The following is a 23,520-nucleotide window of genomic DNA, read 5'->3' as shown; positions in this document are numbered from 1 at the left end:
AATTTAGGTTAATAAATATTAAAAACAAACATAAACAACAACTTAAAAATATTTGAACATACAATTAAATTGCAACATTTGATTTTTAAAATCATATTGTTCATTTTTGATTAACTAAAATCGTTCATTTGTATAGAACGGTGTAATTTATAAAACAGATTTGGTGATAAATAGTAGTTTCATTTCAAATACTGTTTTTTATAGTTCGTCAATTTATATGATATTCGATATTTAGAATTATAAAAGCCACCCGATACAAAGGGTGGCCTTATGCTTATTCTTCTGATATTTAGCTATAAAGTGCGCTCACTGCCGTTATAATCTGCTGATTAATTTCAGGATTACTCACTTTCTGTTCTTCTGAATTAAAATTATCAAAGAAGCTAGGTACTGAGACCGACGCTTTAACGTCTGCGCCAAAAAAAGGCATCGCACTACTTGCTGCGGCAAGTACACCCTGCCCACCTCTTGCTCCCGGTGATGTGGCAAGTAACACCATCTTTTTATCTTGGTATACCTTTGGCTGAATCCGTGAACACCAATCAAATAAATTCTTATATGCCGCAGAATATGAGCCGTTATGCTCTGCAAAGGAAACAACAACGGCTGTCGCACTTTGAATTTTCGCTAAAAATGCTTTCGCTAACTCCGGCTGGCCAAGCTCCTGCTCTTTATCTTGGCTAAAAAGCGGTAATTCGTAGTCGTTAAGATCTAACACTTCAACGTCTGCCCCCTCCAGTAAAGATACGGCATAAGTGACAAGCTGTTTGTTTATAGAAGTACTACTGCTACTTGCAGCAAAGGCGATAACTTTCATCGTCGTTTCCTTACGTTATTAATATCGTCGTTGATATACCTATAAAATAGAACAATAATTTACGGTTATTCAATGCTATCCTATCACTATTGGTCATATTTAGATCAGCGCCGAAAAAGATAATGAAAACCACTAACAATACCAATATTCAGCTAGACACCGAAAATCATCAACTTACCAGGATTGAGCGTGTTTTAGATTACATTCATACGCATATCGATCAACCGTTATCGGTGGAGTTGCTTGCTAAGAAAAGTTGCTGGTCACGCTGGCAGCTGCAACGGGTATTTCTCAGCGAAACCAACCAAACCGTTGCTCACTATGTACGTGAGTTGAAGCTAAGCTTGGCTGCTGAACTGCTGCTTAGCGGTAATGAGCGTATTGTTGACATAGCCTTAAACTGTGGTTTTAATTCCGAAGTCAGCTTTACCCGCGCGTTTAAACAACTTTTTAACTGCTCCCCCAGCGCTTATCGTAAACGTGGGCAACGTATCGGGTTAAAAACACCACTCAAAGCGACCATGCCAATTCATGAAGCCCATGAAATTAAAAAGCGGTTACTGCAAATACGGGTAGAACGTAAAGCTGAGTTTTTCCTACACGGTGTTAAAGGCGAAATCCAAGGCCTTTGTGCTAACGAACCCAATTTCGCTAATGTTGTACCGACTATATGGCAACAAATGCACCAACTCACTGGGCAAACAGCACCTTTAACTGTTCCAGCTTACGGTGTGATAGACACCCATGATATTGATGAAGGTAAACCAATCCCCTATTGGGCTGGCGTTGAAGTATCTATACAAGAGATGGCCAACTTAAATAAAGAGAGCATTTTGGTCGTACCAACTCAAGAGTACGCGGTGATCCCCTATACGGGTGCCATAGGTAACCTCAATCGAACGTTAGAATGGTTCCTTTCCGCTTGGCTTCCACAATCGAACTACCGTGGTATAGAAGGGTTCGAGCTTGAAATTTATCAACCTGGTTTCAACATTAATAGCAGTGATGCTTCCATGGAGTACTGGATCCCTATTCAACCAGCTACTGCTTGATTAAATTCCAACCAAATCAAACGTATTTCAACACCTGCAAATGCGTTTTTTTCTTATTTAGCCTCAATGATGCCCCAAATTGTTAATTTTGCATTTTCTCACTGCATTAGAATGCGAGTGAGAATAATTCCTATTTAGTAACAACTTTTTAACTATTTTTGAGGTATCCATGCAGCAGCTATATTCACGTTCTGTTATTGCGCTTTCAATCGCAACCGCTCTGGCGGTGCCTGCTACAGCGGTGGCCAACAACGAAGCGGCACAATCTGACGACGTGACAACCATGGATACCATTACGGTACTGGGTCAGGCTTACCGTAATACCGCGACAAAAACAGCACTAGCACCAGAAGAAACACCGCAGTCAATCACAACAATAGATAACGAAACCCTTGAGATCCGTGGTGTTAACTCTGTAAGCGAAGCGATGCGCTATGTACCGGGTGTAAATACCGAGGTGCGTGGTGGTGGCGTTAAAATCTATGACACCTTTAATATTCGTGGTTTTGATGTTAACCAAAGCTATTACGATGGCCTTGCCCTACAGTATCTATCAGGCTGGAACCTTCAACCTCAAATCGACCCGGTTGCCATCGAGCAAATCGAAGTCTTCAAAGGTCCAACATCGGTTCTTTATGGTGCAATGCCTCCTGGCGGTATGGTCAATATCATTCCAAAGACACCTCAAAAAGAGCGCAACACTGATGTGAGTGTGTCAACGGGTACCAACAACCTAAAAGAAGCCAGCATCGATACTACAGGTCAAATCGGTGATAGCGATTTTGCCTACCGTATTATTGCAAAAGCAAGTGACCGTGACAGTCAGGCTCCAGGTGTAAAAGAAACTCGCTACGTAATTGCCCCATCACTTGATTGGAACGTAACCGATCAAACATTGGTTAACTTCAACTTATACTACCAACGTGATCCTGATGCAGGCATTAACTCTGCAGCGCCAGCTGTAGGCTCGGTTTACAACAGTCCTAACGGTAACCTGCCATCTGATTTATTTTTGGGCGACCAAAACTGGAATAAGCTAGATCGTGAAGTTCTTCTAGCAGGCTACAAAATTAACCATGAATTCAACAGTGATTGGACGCTTCTTCATAATGTCCGCTATATGGATGCAAGCCTTCGTCAGGAAAACGTGTACAACACTGGTTTTGAAGATGGTAGTTCAGAAATGCTTATGCGTAACGCATACAGCACCGATGAAGAGTCGAAAGGCTTCACTATGGATAACCAACTAAGTGGCGTTATCTATACCGGTGATCTTGAGCATAATGTGCTATTTGGTGTCGATTACCAAAAACTAAAAGGCTCTGCACTTCACACAGATTTTGGTGCGGTTTCTTCAGTTAATATCTATAACCCAAATACAAACCAAATCGACCCATCATCGCTGCAAGCACAAGCTGAATACGATTATGATATTGATTCAGAGCAAATTGGTTTGTATTTCCAAGATCAGGTACGTGTTGAAAACTTAGTCTTGATTGCAGGCGGTCGTTTTGACCAATACAAATCAGATGCTGACGATGTAGAACAAGATCACTTTTCATACCGTCTAGGTGCACTATACGAATTCAGCACGGGTTTATCACCATTCTTTAGCTACGCGACCAGCTTTGAACCAATAGCAGGCCGTGATAAAGACGGTAACGCTTTCAAGCCTTCTGAAGGCAAGCAATGGGAAGCTGGTGTTAAATACATGTCTGACGACATGAGCAAAACAGCCACGGTATCTGCTTTCCATATTACGAAAACCAATACATTAGTACCGCTTGACCCTTCTGATATCTATGGCCCACAGACACAAACGGGTGAGGTTGTATCTAAAGGTATCGAACTTGAAAGCCAAGTCTTCTTAACTGAAAACCTAGATGTGGCGGTTAACTATACCTTTATGGATATGGAAATTACCGAGCATAACTCTGAGTACAAAGGTAAAACACCAATTTGGGTACCAGAGCAAACGGGTTCAGTCTGGGCAAACTACAACGTGTTTAACGGTGCGTTATCTGGCACAACATTTGGTGCAGGTGTTCGCTACGTCGGCGAAACACAACTTGACGCTCTAAATACCGATACAGTACCAAGCTACACACTAGTAGATCTAGCAGTTAAGTATGATTTGGGTGAGTTGAGCCATAGTATGCAAGGCGCTAGTGCCGTTGTTTCGGCAACAAATCTATTTAATACCGACTACTACTCGTGCTACGACAGCAACAACTGTTGGGCTGGTGCAGAACAGACCATCGAAGCAACAATCAACTTCAGCTTCTAAGGTTTAAAATAACATTAGACAGCAGGTACGCCTGCTGTCTTCTTCGTTATAGGCAGGTTATGGCGATAGCAAAGTACAAACAACTTTTCCAGTATGCAGAACAGGTTTCACCTTATTTGAAGGGGCGGATCGGCATTGCAGATCATCAGCATATATCAGCAGCTCATGGTAACCCTGAGCTGCTGAATACGTTATATCAACATTGGAAATCTGCGCACCCAGAAGCTGGTAACCCTTATTGGTTAACCCGCAGTTGGACCATGCTGGCCTGGCAACCGTTATATATTGCGTTTATCGGCGTCTATGCACTTCGCAGTATTCCTCCTCTTCGTAATATCGCACAAGATTACAAGCAAGGTGTTGTTGCGGGTTTTCACCTTCAAGGGGATAATTGGTACACCGGCACAGAAGATGAGTTGATTGAATATGCTTGCGCTCAGCTAGCCATGTTACTTGACGAGTTACACTGTCAATTTAACCAGCACAACCGCCTACGCCCTGGGCTAACAAAGCCCCTCATTGCTGATGCGATTCTGGAAGCATTGGTACAACGTCAATCTTTAATGACTGAGCAACAAGCCTGCGAAAAAACAAACCAAGAGATAGATAACGATATTGTTCGCCATGCCACAATGTGGCTTAGCCACCTAGGACTCCCTTTGCGCCACCTTGACGCATTGCAAAAAGATGAACAATCAGGACGCTGGCAAGTAAAGCGTATTAGTTGCTGTATGCACTATCGCCGTCACGATGGCGAGTTATGCGATAACTGTCCCCGACAGCAAGATAAATAAGATAAATGTATGTTTGATCTCAATAATATTAAGGTCCACCGAGGTGGACGTGACATTCTCTCAATTGATCGACTCACAATTGATACCAATGCCTTCACCGTCGTATTGGGTCATAACGGCTCTGGTAAATCGACCATGGTAAACATTCTGGCTGGGCAAATGCCTCCAGATAGCGGTACCATTTCACTTAACGGTGAGCAACTGCCGTCATTGAGTGCAAAAACACTCGCACAAAAAATTGCCTTTCTTCCTCAGAAATTACCTGATGTAGCTGGCCTAACAGTAAAAGAGCTAGTCCGCTTAGGTCGATTCCCGTGGCGTGGTACGTTCGGTCGTTGGAATAAACAAGACAACAGTATTATTAACCAAGCGATGCTGAAAACCGATACCGCAAAGTACGCCGATAGCCTTGCAGACCAACTCTCTGGTGGTGAACGGCAACGCGCTTGGGTCTCGATGCTACTAGCGCAGGAATCGCCAGTCTTAATCCTTGATGAGCCGACTTCAGCCCTCGACGTTGGACATCAATACCAACTCATGAAGTTATTGAGCGAACTCAATAAGACCACAGGCAAAGGTGTAATCGTCATTTTGCATGACTTAAACCTTGCACTGCGTTACGCCACCAATATTATCGCCTTGAATAAAGGCAAAATTGCCTTCACTGGCCCACAAGAAGTGCTATTGAATGAACCAGCATTAAGTGAACTATACGGCGCCGACATTCAATTAATCGATCACCCTAACCAACCCAATAAAGTGGCTGTTGTATGTTAACTGCTAAGTCAAAACTATCATCTATCTCTCGCAGCCTCTCTCGGTATCTAGCCATTGCAGTGATTACTCTTTCAGCTACCAATGTATCTTCTGCATATGCCTCAAGTCCCTCGGCAACAAAAAAGATTGAGGTAACCGATAGCCGTGGGGTGCACCAATTAGATCAGCACCCACAACGTATTGTGGCACTCAACTGGGATATAACCGAGCAGCTACTCGAACTTGGTGTAACCCCCATTGCGATGCCTGATATGGCTGGTTACACCGAATGGGTGGTGAAGCCAGCATTACCTGATGATATTGAAGACATTGGTACGCGCGTAGAGCCCAACTACGAGAAGATTGCGAGCCTAAAACCCGATTTAATCATGATTGCTTCGCCGCAGCTTGATCTACTACCACAGCTAGAACGCATCGCCCCAGTCATGTTCTATCAAACCTACAGTGGCGATCATAACAATGCTGAAGCTGCAATTGAAAACTTCCGCCATATTGCCAAGCTCGTTGATAAAGAAGCTGAAGCTGATGCACGCCTAGCGCACATGGAACAACGTTTTTCAGAGCTTAAACAGCAATTAGAAACAGCGTATAACGGTAAGCTACCAAAAGTAGCAACACTGCGTTTTGCTAGCACGACCTCGGTTTATCTGTATGGTGAAAACGCCATGTCTCGTTTTGCACTCGCTAAATTGGGCATCGATGCAGCTATGCCACAACCCAGCAACCAGTGGGGAGTTAGCCAAAAGCGCATTACAGATCTACAGCAAGTCGGTAGCGGCACCGTGCTTTATTTCCTACCGTTTGCTCAAGAAGAGCAACTTAAAAAATCAGTTATGTGGCAGGCAATGCCATTCGTTCGCCAACATCGAGTAAACAGTGTTAATGCAACCTGGAGCTACGGTGGCGCAATGTCGATCTTGTACATTGCCGAAGCATTAACAGCCAGCTTACTTGAGATCGCACCAGAATAATGATCAGATACACAACAACATTTTTTCTGCTGTTTATAGCAGGTGTCGGCACCTTACAAATTGGTGCCGAATTAGCTCTCTCTGAGCAAATGAGCCTGTTATACGGCCAGCTTAATGGCAGTCGTTTTGCCGAAAGCTTTGCCGAGTTCATGTTCAGCTACTCACAACTTCCACGCTTAGTCATTGCATTAATGATTGGTTCAATGCTTGGCCTCGTCGGTAGCTTGATGCAACAACTTACCCAGAACCCAATGATGTCACCGCTAACCTTAGGTACATCGTCTGGTGCATGGCTTGCATTGGTAATTGTGAATGTATGGTTCCCCGAGCTCATTGCAGATTACAGTGCGCTTGCCGCCATGTGTGGTGCCATGCTCACCATGGGGTTAGTGATCCTTATTGCGGGGATAAAAAACCTCAGTGGTTTGCCTATTGTTCTATCAGGTATGGCCGTCAACATATTGCTAGGCGCAGTAGCCACCGCGATTATTCTGCTTAATGACCAATACGCGAAAAACCTATTTATATGGGGCGCTGGTGATCTTACCCAAAACGGCTGGGATCAAGTGCTTTGGTTGCTGCCTCGACTTTCAGTAAGCCTCGTTATTTTATTTGCAGCACCACGTATTCTTGCCGTCATGCGTTTAGGACAGCAAGGTGCGGCAGCACGAGGACTGAATGTTATTCCGGCATTTCTGGTATTGATCGCTTGCGGGCTATGGCTTGTTGCTTCATCTATCACCACCGTTGGGGTAATTAGCTTTATTRGATTACTTGCACCAAATCTWGCCCGATCATTTGGTGCTCGTACACCTAAAGATGAATTGCTTTATAGCATGCTACTAGGCGCTTTAATGCTGCTCTTAACCGATGGTCTTGCAATTGGGTTAAGCCAACTTTCAAATGACATGATCCCAAGTGGCACGGCAGCAGCCGCCATTGGCGCACCAGCGCTGATCTGGTTTACTCGCCGCAAGATGAAAGCGCAGGATCAACTATCAATCAAACTGCCACCAAGTCGCGATGCTTTACCTACATGGGCATACTCTGCATTAAGCTTGATAATAATCGGCTTATCAACCGTTACCCTCTTGCTGTCTATCACAGAGCTTGGGTGGCAAGTTGCACTCCCAACGTCGTTCAGCTGGGAGATCCGTTGGCCTCGACTTATGACAGCATTAGCCGCAGGCGCGGGTTTAGCCGTTGCCGGTACAATTCTACAACGCTTGATTTATAACCCATTAGCAAGCCCAGATATTCTTGGTATTTCGGCAGGGGCAACGTTCACTTTGGTGGCAAGTAGTGTATTTTTCGGCACCACGATTTTCGAAAGCGGCCCTATTGTCGCCTTTGCTGGCTCAATGGTGGTACTTGGTTTGATCTTGTTCTTTGGACGTCGCCATCAGTTTGCCCCTTCAATGCTGATCCTTACCGGTATTGCGTTAACAGCCTTAATTGAAGCACTGGTACAATTTGCCCTTTCGCGCGGCACCGACGACGTTTATACCATCTTAGGCTGGCTAGCAGGCTCAACTTATCGCGTGACACCCTCCGGGGCATTAACCCTATTTTTGGGTGTTGCAGTATTAATCGGTTTTGCAATTGCTACTTCACGCTGGCTAACCTTGATTTCAGCAGGTCGCCAATTTGCTGCTGCTCGCGGATTGAATGTCTCTTGGGCTTTTACCCTGCTTTTATGTTGTGTTGCCCTGTTATGTGCCTTGGTCACTACCACTATGGGACCTGTGGCCTTTATCGGCCTACTAGCACCACATATGGCTGTCATGATGGGTGCAAAAGCAGTGAAAGAACAAATCATCGTTGCTGCTTTAGTTGGTTCGAGCTTGATGGTCTTTGCTGACTGGCTAGGCCAAGTCATTGTCTATCCAAGCCAGATTGCCGCAGGTACGTTGGTATCAGTTATCGGTGGCACTTACTTCATTCTTTTACTGGTTAGAGGGCGTATGCAGTAACGGCTTTTGATTCATACTCGAAACAAATTCAAAACAGAAAAAGGGGCCCAATGGCCCCTTTCTTTATACCAATGCGTTAATTACAGCGACAAAATCACACCTGCAATTGCAGCACTCATCAAGTTTGCAAGTACACCAGCAGTAATCGCACGGAAACCCATTTTAGAGATAAATGTACGACGCTCTGGTACCAAGCTTCCTAAACCACCAATCAAAATCGCCATGGTAGAAATATTTGCGAAACCACATAGTGCAAATGTCACGATCGCCACAGAATGATCACTTAGCTGATCTTTAATTTCCATTAGTTGAATGAAGGCAACAAACTCATTCACAACAATTTTATTACCAAGCAACGAACCTGCAAGTACCGCCTCATTCCAAGGTATACCCAACAAGAATGCGACTGGTGCAAACACATAGCCAAGGATAAGCTCAAAACTAAGCTCGATGCCAACAAAGTCACCCACCTGACCAAGCAAACCATTAAGTAAAGCTATCACACTGATAAAGGCTAATAACGTTGCACCTACTGCTACGGCAATACGTACGCCAGACATGGCACCGTCAGCGAGTGCTTCCACCACGTTTGTTGCGCGAGGAAGCTCTACAGACGTGATTTCATCGGCATCAGTGACACTGTCACTCGGTGGAACCATCATTTTCGCCATTAACAAGCCAGCGGGAGCAGACATAAAAGCAGCAGCTATTAAGAAGTTAAGATCCACCCCTAGCGAGGCATAACCCACCAATGTACCACCAGCAACAGAAGCCAAGCCACAGGTCATGACAGCAAAAAACTGTGAATCGCTCATGTTCTTTAGGTAAGGCTTAACCACAAGCGGGGCTTCTACCATTCCAACAAAAATATTAGCCGTTGCAGATAGTGACTCTGCACGCCCTGTTCCTAAGAAACGCTGTAAACCACCGCCAATGAAGTTAATCACTTTTGGCATCAAACCAATATGGTAAAGCGCTGAAATTAGCGCTGAGAAAAAGATAATGATCCCAAGGACATTAATCGCGAAAACAAAACCTACACTGCCAGTTGCTAAGCCTCCAAACAGAAAAGCAATGCCTTCTTGGCCATAATCAATCACACTAGAAACACCTGCGGTAACAGCGTTCAACACTTCTTTACCTGCTGGTATATATAGCACCAGCAGGGCAAATACTATTTGAAGACCAAAGGCCAATGAAACGGTTCTGAAGGGAATATTGCGTCTGTCAGTTGATAATAAATAAGCAAACAACAAGATGGCAACAATACCAAGAAGTGATGTCATGAGATAAAACCTGTGCTCTCGTGAATAATGCAGCGCATTGTAGAGAGCAAAGGTTTGCGTGCAAGAGCATGATGCTGCCAAGGTGTAACGACAAAGCAACAGACCTCAGCGAGTACAAACTAAATACATGATTATTATTATGTTTTTTACAATAACACTTTGATTGTTGCCATATGGAAAAGATATTTATGCCATTGCGTACAATTGAATAAAGCCATTGATTAAAAAGCCCGCGTTATCATGGTGTAAGTTTGATCGGGTTCACAATTTAGAAGCTATTTATCTCAGCTAAAAAGTGACCCATTTCATCAATGATTTATCCCAGTATGGCTGTTCGCCAATATGCGCGCGGAAAAATTCCACCACAGCACTTATTTTTCGAGGTAGGTGCTTTCGGCTTGGATAAACCGCAAAAATTGGCATTTTTTGGCTCGCTTTCCAATCGGGTAATAACTGAATCAATTTACCGTCATGAAACTCATCAGTCAGCAGGTAGCTTGCTAAATACGCAATACCCCACCCTGAAATAGTGGCATCACGCACTGCTTCCGCTAAATCAACACGGTAATTACCAGAGACTTTAACGCACAACGACTCATTCCCCTTAGCAAATGCCCATTGGCTATAGTCACGCTGGCGGCTTTGATACGTTAGACAATTATGCTCTGATAAATCATTAGGATGATATGGAATGGGTTTATCTATTAAATAATCTGGTGATGCTGCCAGAATAAAATGTGAGTCCGCCAACCGTTGTGCCACATACCCTTCAGGTAAATGTTCATAATTGGTGATCCACAAATCTAGCCCATCTTTTAGCATGTCGGCTTTGTGATCAAACAAACTCACTTCAACTTGAAGCTCTGGGTATCGTTGGCGCAAGGTTTCAATAGCAGGAATAATGTGCATTGTCCCGAATGACTGTGAGAGCCCTAGTCGTAATAAACCTGCAACCTCGTCACGCTCATCATCCATCATATCGTTGGCATCAGAAACAGCATTGCACACCTGCTCGCAATAACTTGAAAAGCGAATTCCGGCCTCTGTAAGGGTTAGCTTACGTGTTGTACGCTGAACCAGTTTGACATTAAGTTCAGCTTCAAGCGAACCAAGCTGCTTGCTGACATGGGACGTTGACACACCTAATTGAGACGCGGCGGCGGTAAAACTGCCGGCTTTGGCTAAGGTATAGAAAATGACCATTTGGCTGGCACGGTCGTGCATCATGCTATGCTACCTTGGTTGAACTCTGATATTAGGGCGAGCAAGTGTAATGGGCATTCGAAAAATGTCACGTAAAATACCAAAGAAGTGCAAATTGCTACATTGAAGATAGTTATTCAATGAAAGTAAGATAAAGAGTTTTGTTTGCCATTAAAAATACAAGCACAAAAAAGCGGGCTTCCGCCCGCTTTTGTTTTTATCTACACCAGAAAATTATCTACGTCTCTGATATGAACGGCGCGATGAACGTTCTTTATGCGCTGATGCGGCTTTTGCTTGAGAGTTCTCGATTGACTCAACAGTTAAAATCATTGGGTCACGTGGCACAATTCCCGTTGCAAATGTACGCTGACGAGGCGGTAATACATACTCTTCATCTGTCGCTCTTGGCATACGCTTATAACGAGATAAATAGAAACCTTCTACCTTTTCTCTTGCCCACTCTGTTTTACGCAAAAACTTAAGACTTGCTTGTATTGTTGGATTCGTTTTAAAACAGTTAAACCGAAACGCAGCATACAAGATTTCCCAACCGTAAAAATCAACAAGCTCTTGAAGTAAAGTCTCTAATTTTAGGCCATGTAACGGGTTATTCTGTTGTTCTTCTAACATCGATTGTTCCAAACAGGGTATCTATTGGCTACATATTAGCATGTGTAATTAGGAGTAAGGGCGAAATTAATTCCCTTACTTTAATAGTCAATATCATTAACATCCAACACAGCCATCAATGATGATAGTACCGTCTTCGCCTTTCCTCGCATCACTTCCCTGCATCCAAAGGTGTATCAGGGTCATTTAATGCGTTTCTTTTTACCTCTCGGCTATCTTTAAAAGCACTCACTAACGGCAACATCAACGCCAGAACAGCACAAATCATAATAGACAACGTAAGTGGACGCTCCCATAGGAAAGAGTAACTCCCATCTGATAACGTGAGTGAACGGCTCAGATTTTTTTCAAGAATATCCCCAAGAATGAACCCCAGCAGCATCGGCGCCATTGGAAAGCTCAATAGCTTCAAGAAGGTCGCAATGATCGTGATGATCACCATCATATGAATATCAAAACTATTAAAGCTGACTAAGTAAACGCCTGTGATCGAGAAGAACAAAATCAATGGGATCAAAATAGGACGTGGGATAGCCAACAACCGCGAAATATAAGGGATTAGTGGCAAGTTTAGAATCAGCAGCACCAAGTTACCAAAGTACATTGAGATTATCACCGACCAAAAAACATCTGGATTATCGACAAACAAACGTGGTCCAGGTTGAATACCGTATGCGATAAGCGCACCAAGCATAATTGCCGTTGTACCAGACCCCGGAATACCCAACGTCAGTAATGGTACAAATGAGCCCGTGGAAGCGGCATTGTTTGCCGATTCAGGCGCGGCTAAACCTCGCAATGCACCTTTACCAAATTTTGCTTTTTCTTCCTTAGAAGCAAGGTTACGTTCCATACCGTAGCTCAGGAATGACGCAATGGTTGCCCCTGCACCAGGTAAAACCCCAACAAGAAAACCAAATACCGATGAACGGCCCACCGTTGGTGCGACATGTTTTACTTCTTCTTTACTTAGCTTCATGCTGCCCAAAGAATCCATGTCCATTTGCGGCTCTTTCTCTTTGTGCTCACCGCGCAATACAGTCATGACAACTTCAGTCAAAGCAAAGGTTGCCATCGCAAGTAACAAGAAGCTTATCCCATCAATCAGGTTGATGTTACCAAAAGTAAAACGAGGTATACCCGACATTACATCGTTACCGACCATCGCAATCATCAAGCCAAACACCGTCATCATGAGTGCTTTTAATACTTGGCCTTTTCCTGAGAAAGCTGCCACTGCCGTTAAGCCTAATACCATAAGTGCAAAGTAGTCGCTCGACTGAAAACTTAACGAGACTTTTGCCAATGCTGGCGCTGCAAACAATAGGATAATTGCACCAATGGTTCCGCCAGTAAATGAAGAGTAAGCTGCAAGGGCTAACGCCTTACCGGCTTGCTTTTGCTGAGCTAGCGGATAACCATCAAAGGCTGTTACAACCGTACTCGCACAGCCGGGTGCATTGATCAGGATAGACGAAGTAGAACCACCAAAAATAGCGCCGTAGTAAACGCCTGCCATTAAAATAATGCCTGACGAAGGATCAAGTCCGTAGGTAATTGGGATCATTAAAGCAATAGCAGAAATAGGTCCTAAGCCGGGCAACATACCAATGAATGTGCCAGCAAAACAGCCCACCACAACCATCATTAAATTAAAGGGCATTATCGCTGTGCTCAGCCCTGACATCATTCCATCAAACATGGTTTAACTCCCTAATAGGCTGGTCCACACCTGTCCCGGTGCAAGGTAAATATCAAGTAATTGGGTTAAGACATACCAGAACCCTATGGCAAAAGGCACCGAGGCCAAAAAGAGTATTTTTGGTCTACGTTCACCTAACAGCCAATACCCCCCTATAAGGAAAAGTGCGGTCGAAACTAAAAAGCCCATCCAATCTAAAGACAGTGCAAACAGCACCATCAACACAAGCAACTTGCCCATTAGCACAAAGTCATAACCCGTTAGGCTCAGGCGATCTTTATCTTCTTTACTCGCAACAATAAGCTGGCAAAGTGAAAATAATATGCCAAGTGCAGCCAAGGCGATTGGCATAGATTTAGCGTGGAACGGTTCATATTCATCGCCGGGGAATAACGTAATAATATTGGCGTAATAACCGTAGGCTACGGAAAAACATAAAAATACCAAACCACCGATATGATCTTTGGTTATCGTCATGGGTGCTCCTTCACATACAACGTTTATTTACATACTGCTTTAACGGTAATAAATGTTTTAGCGGTAATAAAAAAGCGCAGCCTGCTTAACATAGGGAGCAGTACCACGCTTTAGGTTTTATTTAATTTAAGAAACCAAGCTCTCTCATGAGACTACCCATCTCTTGTTCTTGTTGAGCAAGGAAGGCTTCAAATTCAGTACCTGGCTTATAGATTTCAGTCCAACCATAGCGGTCACGTACTGTTGCCCACTCATCCGTTTCATACATTTTCTTTAGAACTTCTGCGTACTCAGCAACCTTCTCATCGCTCAAGCCCGGCGCTCCAAAGAAACCACGCCAGTTAACAAAGGTGGCATCGTAACCTAGCTCTTGAATCGTCGGTACATTCGGTGCAACCTTTGAACGTTCAGGCCCTGTCATCGCTAGAATACGAACTTCGCCCGCTTCAGCTAAACTCAGTGCTTCACTTAAGCCCGTTGATAGCACTTGGGTTTCACCCGATAGCAAGCCAGCCATTGCCTTGCCACCAGCATCATAAGCTAAGTATTTCAATTTACGAGGCTCACCACCTGCAGCTTTAAAGACCATCGCAGCAACAAGGTGATCCATGCTGCCTCGTGCTGAACCACCAGCAACCGACACTGAACGCGGGTTCTTCTTATAGTCGTCTACAATTTCAGTAAAGCTCTGATATTTTGAATCTTTCGCTACAACAAATGCAGCATAATCACCAATGGTCGCAGCAACCGGTGTTAGATCACGGAAAGACTGTGGGAAAACGTTTGATAAAGAGCGGATCACAATCGGTGTTGAGTTAACCATTAATGTATCTTTCGATTGAGCAGATGTTTTGATCAGATACGCAATTGCTTTACCACCACCGCCACCAGACATGTTTTCATATGATACTTTTTCGACGAGGTTAGATTTCGACAACGCTTCACCAGTGCCACGCGCTGTACTATCCCAGCCACCACCTGCACCTCCAGGTACAAGAAAGTGCACTTCATCCACTTTAGCCTGAGCTACGCCCATACTCATCGAGGCAGCCATCATGGTCGCCAGTACTGTTACACGTTTACAAGACAAAAACCGAGTAAGCATATTGTGTCCTTATTTAATTGTTATGTGTTCCTACGTAATAAAACTTATGCCAATCATAGCGCCATGAGAAGTTTGTAAATTTAATGTGAATAAGATACTTATTGGTGATTTTGTTCATATTGTTCACAGCACAATGAGTAATAAAAAGGTAAGGTGTGTGTAACAAAGCACTCGGTGGAAGGAATCGCCAAACAATGACGGCATTTTTGTCATTGCGTTTTTTACGCTTAAATACACGTATGGTATTGATTTTAGGGATTATTGCTGTATTACAAACGGGGATTCTCGGTCATTTTGCAATCCGCTATCTTGATAGCGTGCTTGATGAGCAAATTGGCCAGCAAGCCATGCGGGTTGCCCTTGCGATCTCTGTTTCCCCCGATGTTATTAGAGCTGTAGATGCTCGAAATACATCAGTTCTGCAACCATTAAGTTACAAACTTGCTAAATCTGCAGAAGCGCGTTTCGTTGTCTTTGGCGATAAAAATGGCATCAGGCTAGCCCACCCTAATAAAGCACGGATAGGCAAACCCATGCATGACGACGAAGGGGATATGAACGAAATAGCGCTGGTTGAGGGCCTGCCGTATATTTCCAAAGCCCATGGCAGTGTCGGGCAATCTGTCCGTGGTAAAGCCCCGATTTTTAATCAGCAAGGTACTGAGATTATCGGTATTGTCTCTGTCGGGTATTTGCTTGATACGGTTCAAGTATTAGTAAGCAATCATCGCACTTCTATGTTTATTGCCATTGCAGCGGCTTTCCTATTTAGTGTTATCACCGCAATTTGGTTTGCTCACCACTTCAAAAAAGCCATTTTTAATCTTGAGCCTGAAGAAATTGGCAGAATGTTCCAAGAACGAAATGCCACGCTCGAAACTGTACGTGAAGGAATCGTGGCCATTAACCAAGATGGAATAATTACCACTTTTAATCATGCTGCGATAAAGACCCTACAGCTACCAGAAACCCATACCTATATCGGCCAGCATATACAAGAGGTGCTGCCAGATAGCGGCCTATTGCACGTGCTCAGAAACGGCTCCCCACAATACGATCAAGAAGTCTGGATACATGATCAGCTTTTAATCGTGAATCGGATCCCCTTAATACAGGGCGATACAGTTAATGGCGTTGTCTCTAGCTTTCGGTTAAAAAACGAAGTTGATTTAGTCAGCCGTAAACTAACGCGAATAAAACAATATGCGGAAAGCCTACGCAGTCAGTCACATGAATATAATAACAAGCTACATACTATCGCAGGCCTAATACAAATAGACGCAACAGATGAGGCATTGGCAGTCATTGGTCAAGAAACATCAAGCCATCAGGCATTCATTCAACAACTTATGGATGTTACTTCTGACAGTATTCTCGCGGGTTGCTTACTGGGCAAGTACAATCGAGCCAAAGAGCTCGGGTTGAAACTTCACCTTGATGAGGCGAGCCATATGGCACATCTTCCAAGTGAGCTGCCAAGAGAGCAACTGGTGAGTATTCTCGGAAACCTTATCGATAATGCCTTGGAAGCAACATTAGCGCACCATGGCCGAGGAGGACAGATCACACTCAGCCTTTCCGATTACGGTAAGGAAGTAATTTTTGAAATAGAAGATCAAGGTCGAGGGCTATCGAATGAAGAAGTCGACGTCATCTTTACACGCGGCTACAGTACAAAAGATCAACAAGGGCATGGTATAGGACTTGATCTTGTTAAGACGTTAACAGAGCACCTTGGTGGCCTAGTTACCGTTGAACCCATTGAGCCTTACGGCAGTCGATTTACCCTCTATTTACCAAAAGAGAAACAGACAAAAGCAGAGGAAGCCTAATGTCAGACGCGATCAGCATAGTTATTGCAGAAGATGACCAACAGATAGCAGAAATTCAACGCCGCTTTGTCGAAAAAATTGAAGGATTTGAGGTTGTTGGTATTGCCCATGGCCTAGAAGAAGCACGAGATCTCATCGAAGTACTCAAGCCACAATTAATCTTGCTCGATAACCAATTTCCAACAGGTACGGGTTTAGATCTACTTCGTGAGTTGCGAGCAGAGTATTGCCATAGTGATGTCATTCTCGTCACAGCCGCGAAAGAAGTAGAGACCCTACGAACTGCTATGCACAGCGGTATTTTTGATTACATTCTAAAACCATTAATTTTTGAACGACTACAAGCTTCACTGGCCAAGTACCGAGCTCACCTAAGTAAACTCTCAGATATAGACTCTCTGCTACAGAGTGATGTTGATAAGCTTTTTCAGGCACCACCTGCCACCAAACAAGCTCAAGTGTTATCCAACAATAAAGTCACCAACAGATTACCGAAGGGAATTGACAGTTTAACGCTTGATAAAATAAGGGCGGTATTTAGTCAACAACACCTCACTCTAAACGCAGAACAAGTCGGTCAAGAAATTGGGGCAAGCCGAACGACAGCAAGGCGCTACCTCGAATTTATGGTTGCTACGGATGAACTCACTGCCGAAGTTTCATACGGTACAGTGGGCCGCCCAGAGCGTCGATATAAGCTCTGTGTTTAATTTAGTTAAAACTGTTTGATTGTATCCATTTCTATATCATCAAAAAAAGGGGAAGCCGATTGGCCTCCCCTTTTGATGATTTGAACGTGTGATTATTTGAACGACATTAGCAGTAAATCAAACGCCAGCTATACCGACGTTATACTTTGCTCTTTATTTCTGAAAACATTAATGGAAATGATCACCACAACAACCGCAATAGCTGCAAGTTGAATAGTCAATCCACTAAAGATCAAAGCAAAAGGGACTAGCAGCAATACCAAGCGCTCAGGTATCGACAGTAATTTAACCAACCGCCCTTCAATTGCACCAGCAAAGGCGACAATAAGCGTAATGGTCGTCACTATCGCAAACATGAACCCTAACCAGTTTTCGCCATCAAAAATTAATGGTGAAAATGCCATCATCAGCGGGATAAGGAAGAAACCTTGCGCTAACTTGAAAGCCTGTACTGCCGACTGCATGGGTGATGCGCCAGCAATCCCTGCCCCAGCAAATGCCGCTAGTGCAATCGGCGGAGTCACATTCGAGGTTTGTGATAACCAGAACACAATCATGTGGGCAGTAAGAATACCCAAACCAAGTTCAGTTAAGGCTGGTACGGCCATGATTGATAGCACAATATAGGCTGCGGTCACGGGTAACCCCATTCCCAGAATCACTGCTGCTACTGCAATTAAAGCCATTACAGACCATAAATAGCCACCAGACAATGCCATAAGGAACTGAGTAAACTGTAAACCAATGCCCGTCTGACCAACAACCCCGACGACAATCCCCGCCGTTGCACAGGCAACCGAGATAGGCAGTGCTAACAATGCCCCTTCTTTCATTCCCTCAAGGAATAAGCGGAGACTGATCCGGCTATGCTTACGGCACATAGCAGCAACCAACACAGCACTGCATCCCGCAATACCGACTAATACAGGAGAGTAACTCATTAGCAATAAAGTTGTGATCAACACCAATGGTACAATAAAGTGCCAGCCTTGCTTCATCACCACTTTTAGCTGAGTGACATTATCCATTCCCTTAAGGCCAAGCTTGCACGCCATTAAATGTACATACAACAAGGTACACCCGAAATACAAAATAGCAGGCGCAATAGAAACAAGCAGGATTTCACTGTAAGCAATGCCTGTAAACTGGGCCATGACAAAAGCCCCCGCCCCCATTACTGGCGGCATAATTTGCCCGCCAGTTGAGGCCGCCGCTTCAATGCCCGCAGCTTGCTCTGGCTTATAACCAAGCTTCTTCATCATCGGAATAGTCAGTGCACCAGTGGTTACTGTGTTAGCTATAGCCGATCCTGATATCGAGCCTAATGCCGCCGAAGCGATTACACTGGCTTTAGCTGGGCCCCCTCGATATTTCCCCGCAACCGCAAATGCGGCATCAATGAAGAACTGCCCTGCACCTGTTACTTGAAGAAAGGCACCGAACAATACGAAGATAAACACCACGCCCGCAGCGATTGCCAATGGCGCCCCAAACACCCCATTGGTTGAATAAATATGGAAACGAATAATTTCATCAAGGGCAAATCCTTTGCTAGCAACACTGGCCGGCAAAAGATCACCAAACATGGCATATGATAAGAAAAGTCCAGCGATGACAACCATCACCATACCAACGGTTCGCCTCGTGGCTTCCAATAGCGCTACAATCAAAATTGAACCAGCAAGTACATCACTACTGCTTAGCCCATCAAGTAAAAAGCCGATGTCATCATAGTCAAATCGAATAATATGCTGAACGGCCCACAGTGTGGCCACAACAATCGCTAAATCAACAAGCCTCGCAGGAAGATAAAGTGGGTTGTCCACTTTCAAAATCGGTTTAACGAGAAACACCAGCGCGAGTATCCAGCTAAGGTGTATAGGGCGAAATACAGGGGCAGAAAGGTTGGCAGTAATACCTTGCCAAATTTGAAATACTGATAAAGCGAATGCAGCAACAGCCGCCAGTTGCATTAAACGTTCAGTTAGCCTGTGATTTAACGCCGAAGAATTGGTCATTGCGTACTCCTTGTTTACTGCAATGTTCTATACCCATGTAACGTCGAATTGCTTGGGTATATCCCCCCGATATATTTCGGGGGGTATTACTTCACCCATCGATTGAGATAGGTGACACTTCGGATTATTTATTTTTGTTCACTCATAAACTGCTGTGATCCCGGGTGCAATGGAATACCTGCAAGCTTATTCATATTTTCAACGGTAGTGAATTTCGTTACACCGATCGACTGGCGGATTTGATCGATATTATCAAAAGCAACCTTCGTCATTTCATAAGCCAGGTCTTTATCCAAATCACCTTTAACAACCAGTACATTCCATACAGCTGGCGCTTGGAATGCAGGAACATTTCGATAGCTACCCGCTTCAACATCTAAGCCACTGTATGATGCATTTGCTTCATTAATCATGGCCAACTCGTCTTCAGTGAATGAAAGAATACGAATATCACGAGTAAGTGCTAGCTCAGTAATAGCACCTACGCCTAAGCTTCCTACAATCACTCCTGCATCAATTTGGCCGTTACCCAATGCTTCAGTGGTTGCCGTATAGTTCAGTGCCTGTCCACGCATGTCACTCTCTTCAATACCCAGAGTTTTCAAAATGTTCAATGCGCTAACACGCGTACCAGAGCCTGGTGCACCAAGGGCAACTCGCTTACCTTTTAGATCCGCTACAGACTTAATGTCTGAGTTTGCAGGTACTAAAAACTGGACAACGTTAGGATATAGCGCAAATAAAACGGAGACGTCCATCTTACGTGGGAAAGGCTCCGTGCCTTGGTAAGCTTGCTGAACAACGTTACCCATAGCAATTCCCGCCAACTGCTGCTCTGTCGACACTTTAATCACGTTTTCTACTGATGCTGCCGTCACTTCCGCACGCATATTAAAATCATCAATATTTTCGTTCCACACCTTCGCTAGTAACCCACCTAAAGGATAATAGGTACCACTTTGACTCCCTGTACCGATAGTGTAATTGTTTGCAGCAACAGGTAATGAAACAGCTAAAGCAAGAGAAATTATCCCTTTTTTGATCATTGAACGCATTGAGTATTCCTTCTCATTCAGAACGCTAAATTGTAGGTTTCAAATACAACTTAAAAGCACTTCGTCGTATTGTTCTATCGATGTTGCATCAAAAGAAATCGCTTTTAAATGTTAAATTTGTGAAATTTGTGAAAATGAGATATCAGCAGTGTTAACTACATCAATAACCGCACTTTCGTTATTTCACCCTACAATTTTGTTTCTTCTTACATTATTACCAACCAGTAAAAGTTATTTCCATTTCAACTCTATTATCATTATTCTGTAAATAGATAAACTACAGCCCATACCAACAACAAGTACAAAAACATTAAGGATTTTATATGGGCTGGCTATTTCTTACTCTGGGTGTATTGGCAGAAGCAACATCTCATGTTGCATTACGTTCGACGAATGGCTTCACCAATCTATTCCCCAGCATCATTGTTGTACTCGGCCACCTTCTCGCCTTTCTATTCCTTGGACAAGCAATGAAGTCATTACCTGTCGGTATCGTTCACGCCATGTGGGCAGGGATGGCCATTGTTATTGTTACCGCTATGTCGAGCATCATCTATAAACAGCATTTAGATGCCAAAGTCTGGCTAGGTATGATCGTTGTCGCCATCGGCATTGCCATCATCAATCTTTCAGGAGCGTCGCACACTCACTAATACATGGGGTAATCGCATGAATGAACAAAGGGCTATTAACCTTTATTACTATCTAGTGAACAACAAGGCACCACAAAAAGACATCAATGCGGTGTTAAAACTATTAGCAGAACAGCATCATATCGATCTAACACGGTTAGATCGAAAAAGACCTCGAAATCAAAACCGGTTCGATATCAACAGTTACGGTGCTGGCGGATCTAGAACCTTAAACCAAACACGGCAGCTAAATGGGTAGAGAACGAATAGCTTCTGTTTCATTGTCCACTCGTCAGGTATATTGTAAAGACTACAAAACTAAAGCCAGCAAAACTGCTGGCTTTACATCATTCAGAATTAGCAATCTTTTGTTATTCGCTTAATTTTCAATTCACCAAGTATATTATTTTCACGCTCGCCTCGAGTAATAATCAAATAGCATTGCTTTGCTGTTAGTGAGAAGTCATCTCCTGATGCCTCACCTCGCTTCACATAAACCTGATAATCACCGTATGGTGAGAATGCATCATACAGTCCATAACCATCAGTATTCATAGCACGTTTAATGTTTTTGGATCTTAGTTCGATATGGCCATCTTCAATAACAATATCAGTATTTGGTATGGTTACTTTTCCAACTGTACTTTCAACACCACTGACCATGGCCTTGCCCATCACGACTCCATCTGCACCATTAAATGCACCGACAAAGCCTTCTAGGGCAGACTTTCTCGCATCAGATTGAATATTCAAAAAACGTGGGGCTGCTGTTACTGATAAAATCCCTAATATAACAATAACAACCACAATTTCTATTAGCGTAAAACCTTTACTTGCTTTCATATTTCCGAACTAGTTTACTTTGCATTTACCCAGCGTCAAAAAACCGCCAGTTTGAATTACAGCGAATCATATACATACTGTAAAGGCTTTACCATCAATAATTATACAATGTTTTTTAAATGAACTGGCACATGCCAGTTGCATAAACATAGTGTTGGTATCAACACTTTTCCCATAAATTCAAATACCTCCATTTACTTACATCTGAAGTGTCGAATCCCCACTTTCACAGCAAGCAGTTTGTTACATTTACACACAAATAAAACACTGTTCATTTCGTACAGGAACAATTCAGGAAAGTGATGGTAAATTGATTCACATAATAAAGACCACAGGCGTGGTGCAGAGTTTTAACATTACTAGCAGCAGGAAATCATAATGAACAATTTCGGAAAAGCATCTATCGTTTCAATTATTGGCCTTACTTTACTGACTGGTTGTGTAAACCCAGGTGAGGATGATCCTAATGCAGCGACTAAACAAGGTGCTGCTGGCGGTGCGTTACTTGGCCTAACACTAGGTGCACTAACTGGTGATGCTGAACTTGCTATGAAAGGTGCTGTTGCTGGCGGTGTTGCCGGTGGTGTTGCTGGTTCATCGGTAGATCTTCAAAGTAATCGTGACAACATTCGTCATGACAGCCGAAATGACTCTCTGTCTCAAATTGGTAACGGTAACGCAGGCTCGGCTAACACAGCAACGCCACAAAACTGGGACCAGCTTGATAACTTTACTGGTGACTGGAATGTTAATATTTGGAGTGGTGTAGTATCACAGCCAGTTACAGGCACAGCAAGTGCTTCTGGTTCTCTAGCTAAAACCACTGAAGCAAGCCTTCAAATCAACAATCTTCAGGTACAAGGCGCGAAACAATCTCTTGAATTAACTGCAAACTTTGCCTATACCCCTGAAGCTGGTTACACACTGTCGCTAAATAACAATGCCAACAATATTCCTGTCAATTTTGCTGGTGAATATCAGCAAGGTATGAACCGCTATAACTACTACCCAACAAACACTCAAGCAAGTATCTTTGAAGGTATCGACTCTTCAACGGTACGCGTCGAACTTGGCTTTGCTGGCTCAAATGTAATAATGATTGATGCTTATGCACAAGTTGATGGCAAAGAAGAAAAAGTACAAACGTATCGCTTCACAAAAAGCTAACGTTCACCGATTAAAAAGTTAAAAAATACAACGCTGTATCTTCCAAAGGCTCAGGAAGGTACGGCGTTTTTACCTTTAGACAACTCCCTTCTCTCCTATCATCACCTATCTAACGCCAATCAATTCACTAACGAATATCGTGCATTGGTATCAACATCTCAATTTAAAAACATAAAATTAACATCT

The 23,520-nt window shown here is 43.6% G+C and carries 21 protein-coding genes; 11 read left to right on the top strand and 10 right to left on the bottom strand.

Features of this window, described 5'->3' with window-relative positions:
- Positions 1-289: 289 nt before the first annotated feature.
- Positions 290-817: an NADPH-dependent FMN reductase gene (locus tag L4D09_RS15425; RefSeq protein WP_428458405.1), complete on the bottom strand. Its 528-nt coding sequence runs from the start codon at positions 815-817 to the stop codon at positions 290-292.
- Between the two features lie 122 nt (positions 818-939).
- Between L4D09_RS15425 and L4D09_RS15420 the strand changes: the two genes are divergently transcribed.
- The 6 genes from L4D09_RS15420 (at position 940) to fhuB (ending at position 8,671) form a co-directional block, all read left to right on the top strand.
- Complete coding sequence (locus tag L4D09_RS15420) at positions 940-1,869, top strand: GyrI-like domain-containing protein (RefSeq protein WP_428458404.1); 930 nt, start codon at positions 940-942, stop codon at positions 1,867-1,869.
- 169 nt (positions 1,870-2,038) lie between these two features.
- A complete protein-coding gene (locus L4D09_RS15415) occupies positions 2,039-4,156 on the top strand; it encodes a TonB-dependent siderophore receptor (protein ID WP_428458403.1) in 2,118 nt (705 codons plus the stop codon).
- Between the two features lie 59 nt (positions 4,157-4,215).
- Positions 4,216-4,950 (top strand): siderophore ferric iron reductase, encoded by a 735-nt coding sequence (locus L4D09_RS15410; protein WP_428458402.1) that lies wholly within the window; start codon positions 4,216-4,218, stop codon positions 4,948-4,950.
- A gap of 9 nt (positions 4,951-4,959) precedes the next feature.
- On the top strand, positions 4,960-5,727 hold the full coding sequence (locus L4D09_RS15405) for an ABC transporter ATP-binding protein (protein ID WP_428458401.1): 768 nt from the start codon (positions 4,960-4,962) through the stop codon (positions 5,725-5,727).
- Positions 5,721-6,698 carry an ABC transporter substrate-binding protein gene (locus L4D09_RS15400; RefSeq protein ID WP_428458400.1) on the top strand — a complete coding sequence of 326 codons (978 nt, stop codon included), beginning with the start codon at positions 5,721-5,723 and terminating at the stop codon, positions 6,696-6,698. Before L4D09_RS15405 ends, L4D09_RS15400 begins: the two co-directional genes overlap by 7 nt.
- Complete coding sequence (gene fhuB / locus L4D09_RS15395) at positions 6,698-8,671, top strand: Fe(3+)-hydroxamate ABC transporter permease FhuB (protein ID WP_428458399.1); 1,974 nt, start codon at positions 6,698-6,700, stop codon at positions 8,669-8,671. The genes L4D09_RS15400 and fhuB overlap by 1 nt, the downstream gene beginning before the upstream one ends.
- An 80-nt stretch (positions 8,672-8,751) precedes the next feature.
- On the opposite strand, the gene L4D09_RS15390 is transcribed toward fhuB, so the two are convergent.
- The 6 genes from L4D09_RS15390 to L4D09_RS15365 all read right to left on the bottom strand — a co-directional run bounded on the left by L4D09_RS15390 (position 8,752) and on the right by L4D09_RS15365 (position 15,029).
- Positions 8,752-9,957: a NupC/NupG family nucleoside CNT transporter gene (locus L4D09_RS15390; protein WP_428458398.1), complete on the bottom strand. Its 1,206-nt coding sequence runs from the start codon at positions 9,955-9,957 to the stop codon at positions 8,752-8,754.
- A gap of 288 nt (positions 9,958-10,245) precedes the next feature.
- Complete coding sequence (locus L4D09_RS15385) at positions 10,246-11,184, bottom strand: LysR family transcriptional regulator (RefSeq protein WP_428458397.1); 939 nt, start codon at positions 11,182-11,184, stop codon at positions 10,246-10,248.
- A gap of 210 nt (positions 11,185-11,394) precedes the next feature.
- Positions 11,395-11,793 (bottom strand): VF530 family protein, encoded by a 399-nt coding sequence (locus tag L4D09_RS15380; RefSeq protein WP_428458396.1) that lies wholly within the window; start codon positions 11,791-11,793, stop codon positions 11,395-11,397.
- A 151-nt stretch (positions 11,794-11,944) separates the two neighbouring features.
- Positions 11,945-13,495, bottom strand: coding sequence for a tripartite tricarboxylate transporter permease (locus L4D09_RS15375; protein ID WP_428458395.1), 1,551 nt, complete (start codon positions 13,493-13,495; stop codon positions 11,945-11,947).
- A gap of 3 nt (positions 13,496-13,498) precedes the next feature.
- A complete protein-coding gene (locus L4D09_RS15370) occupies positions 13,499-13,972 on the bottom strand; it encodes a tripartite tricarboxylate transporter TctB family protein (protein WP_428458394.1) in 474 nt (157 codons plus the stop codon).
- Between the two features lie 121 nt (positions 13,973-14,093).
- Entirely contained in the window at positions 14,094-15,029 is a 936-nt protein-coding gene (locus L4D09_RS15365; RefSeq protein WP_428458421.1) for a tripartite tricarboxylate transporter substrate binding protein, read from the bottom strand.
- A 242-nt stretch (positions 15,030-15,271) separates the two neighbouring features.
- Here L4D09_RS15365 and L4D09_RS15360 point away from each other — a divergent pair, with 242 nt between their 5' ends.
- Both L4D09_RS15360 and L4D09_RS15355 read left to right on the top strand, forming a co-directional pair.
- Positions 15,272-16,909, top strand: a complete 1,638-nt coding sequence (locus L4D09_RS15360; RefSeq protein WP_428458393.1) for an ATP-binding protein — start codon at positions 15,272-15,274, stop codon at positions 16,907-16,909.
- On the top strand, positions 16,909-17,619 hold the full coding sequence (locus tag L4D09_RS15355; RefSeq protein ID WP_428458392.1) for a response regulator: 711 nt from the start codon (positions 16,909-16,911) through the stop codon (positions 17,617-17,619). Before L4D09_RS15360 ends, L4D09_RS15355 begins: the two co-directional genes overlap by 1 nt.
- 128 nt (positions 17,620-17,747) lie before the next feature.
- Here L4D09_RS15355 and L4D09_RS15350 read toward each other — a convergent pair whose 3' ends face one another.
- Together L4D09_RS15350 and L4D09_RS15345 are read right to left on the bottom strand one after the other, a co-directional pair.
- On the bottom strand, positions 17,748-19,637 hold the full coding sequence (locus tag L4D09_RS15350) for a TRAP transporter permease (RefSeq protein WP_428458391.1): 1,890 nt from the start codon (positions 19,635-19,637) through the stop codon (positions 17,748-17,750).
- Between the two features lie 128 nt (positions 19,638-19,765).
- Entirely contained in the window at positions 19,766-20,692 is a 927-nt protein-coding gene (locus tag L4D09_RS15345; RefSeq protein ID WP_428458390.1) for a TAXI family TRAP transporter solute-binding subunit, read from the bottom strand.
- Between the two features lie 323 nt (positions 20,693-21,015).
- On the opposite strand from L4D09_RS15345, the gene L4D09_RS15340 reads away from it, so the two are divergent.
- Together L4D09_RS15340 and L4D09_RS15335 are read left to right on the top strand one after the other, a co-directional pair.
- Positions 21,016-21,345, top strand: coding sequence for a DMT family transporter (locus tag L4D09_RS15340; protein WP_428458389.1), 330 nt, complete (start codon positions 21,016-21,018; stop codon positions 21,343-21,345).
- Between the two features lie 16 nt (positions 21,346-21,361).
- Complete coding sequence (locus L4D09_RS15335) at positions 21,362-21,583, top strand: hypothetical protein (protein ID WP_428458388.1); 222 nt, start codon at positions 21,362-21,364, stop codon at positions 21,581-21,583.
- 98 nt (positions 21,584-21,681) lie between these two features.
- Here the strand turns inward: L4D09_RS15335 and L4D09_RS15330 are convergent, their stop codons facing one another.
- On the bottom strand, positions 21,682-22,167 hold the full coding sequence (locus L4D09_RS15330) for a prepilin-type N-terminal cleavage/methylation domain-containing protein (protein WP_428458387.1): 486 nt from the start codon (positions 22,165-22,167) through the stop codon (positions 21,682-21,684).
- Positions 22,168-22,545: 378 nt separating this feature from the next.
- Here L4D09_RS15330 and L4D09_RS15325 point away from each other — a divergent pair, with 378 nt between their 5' ends.
- Positions 22,546-23,334 (top strand): YMGG-like glycine zipper-containing protein, encoded by a 789-nt coding sequence (locus L4D09_RS15325; RefSeq protein WP_428458386.1) that lies wholly within the window; start codon positions 22,546-22,548, stop codon positions 23,332-23,334.
- Positions 23,335-23,520 lie beyond the last annotated feature (186 nt).

The sequence above is a fragment of the Photobacterium makurazakiensis genome, assembly GCF_050336715.1.
GTDB lineage: Bacteria > Pseudomonadota > Gammaproteobacteria > Enterobacterales > Vibrionaceae > Photobacterium > Photobacterium makurazakiensis.
This window is presented reverse-complemented; position numbering and strand designations above follow the sequence as displayed.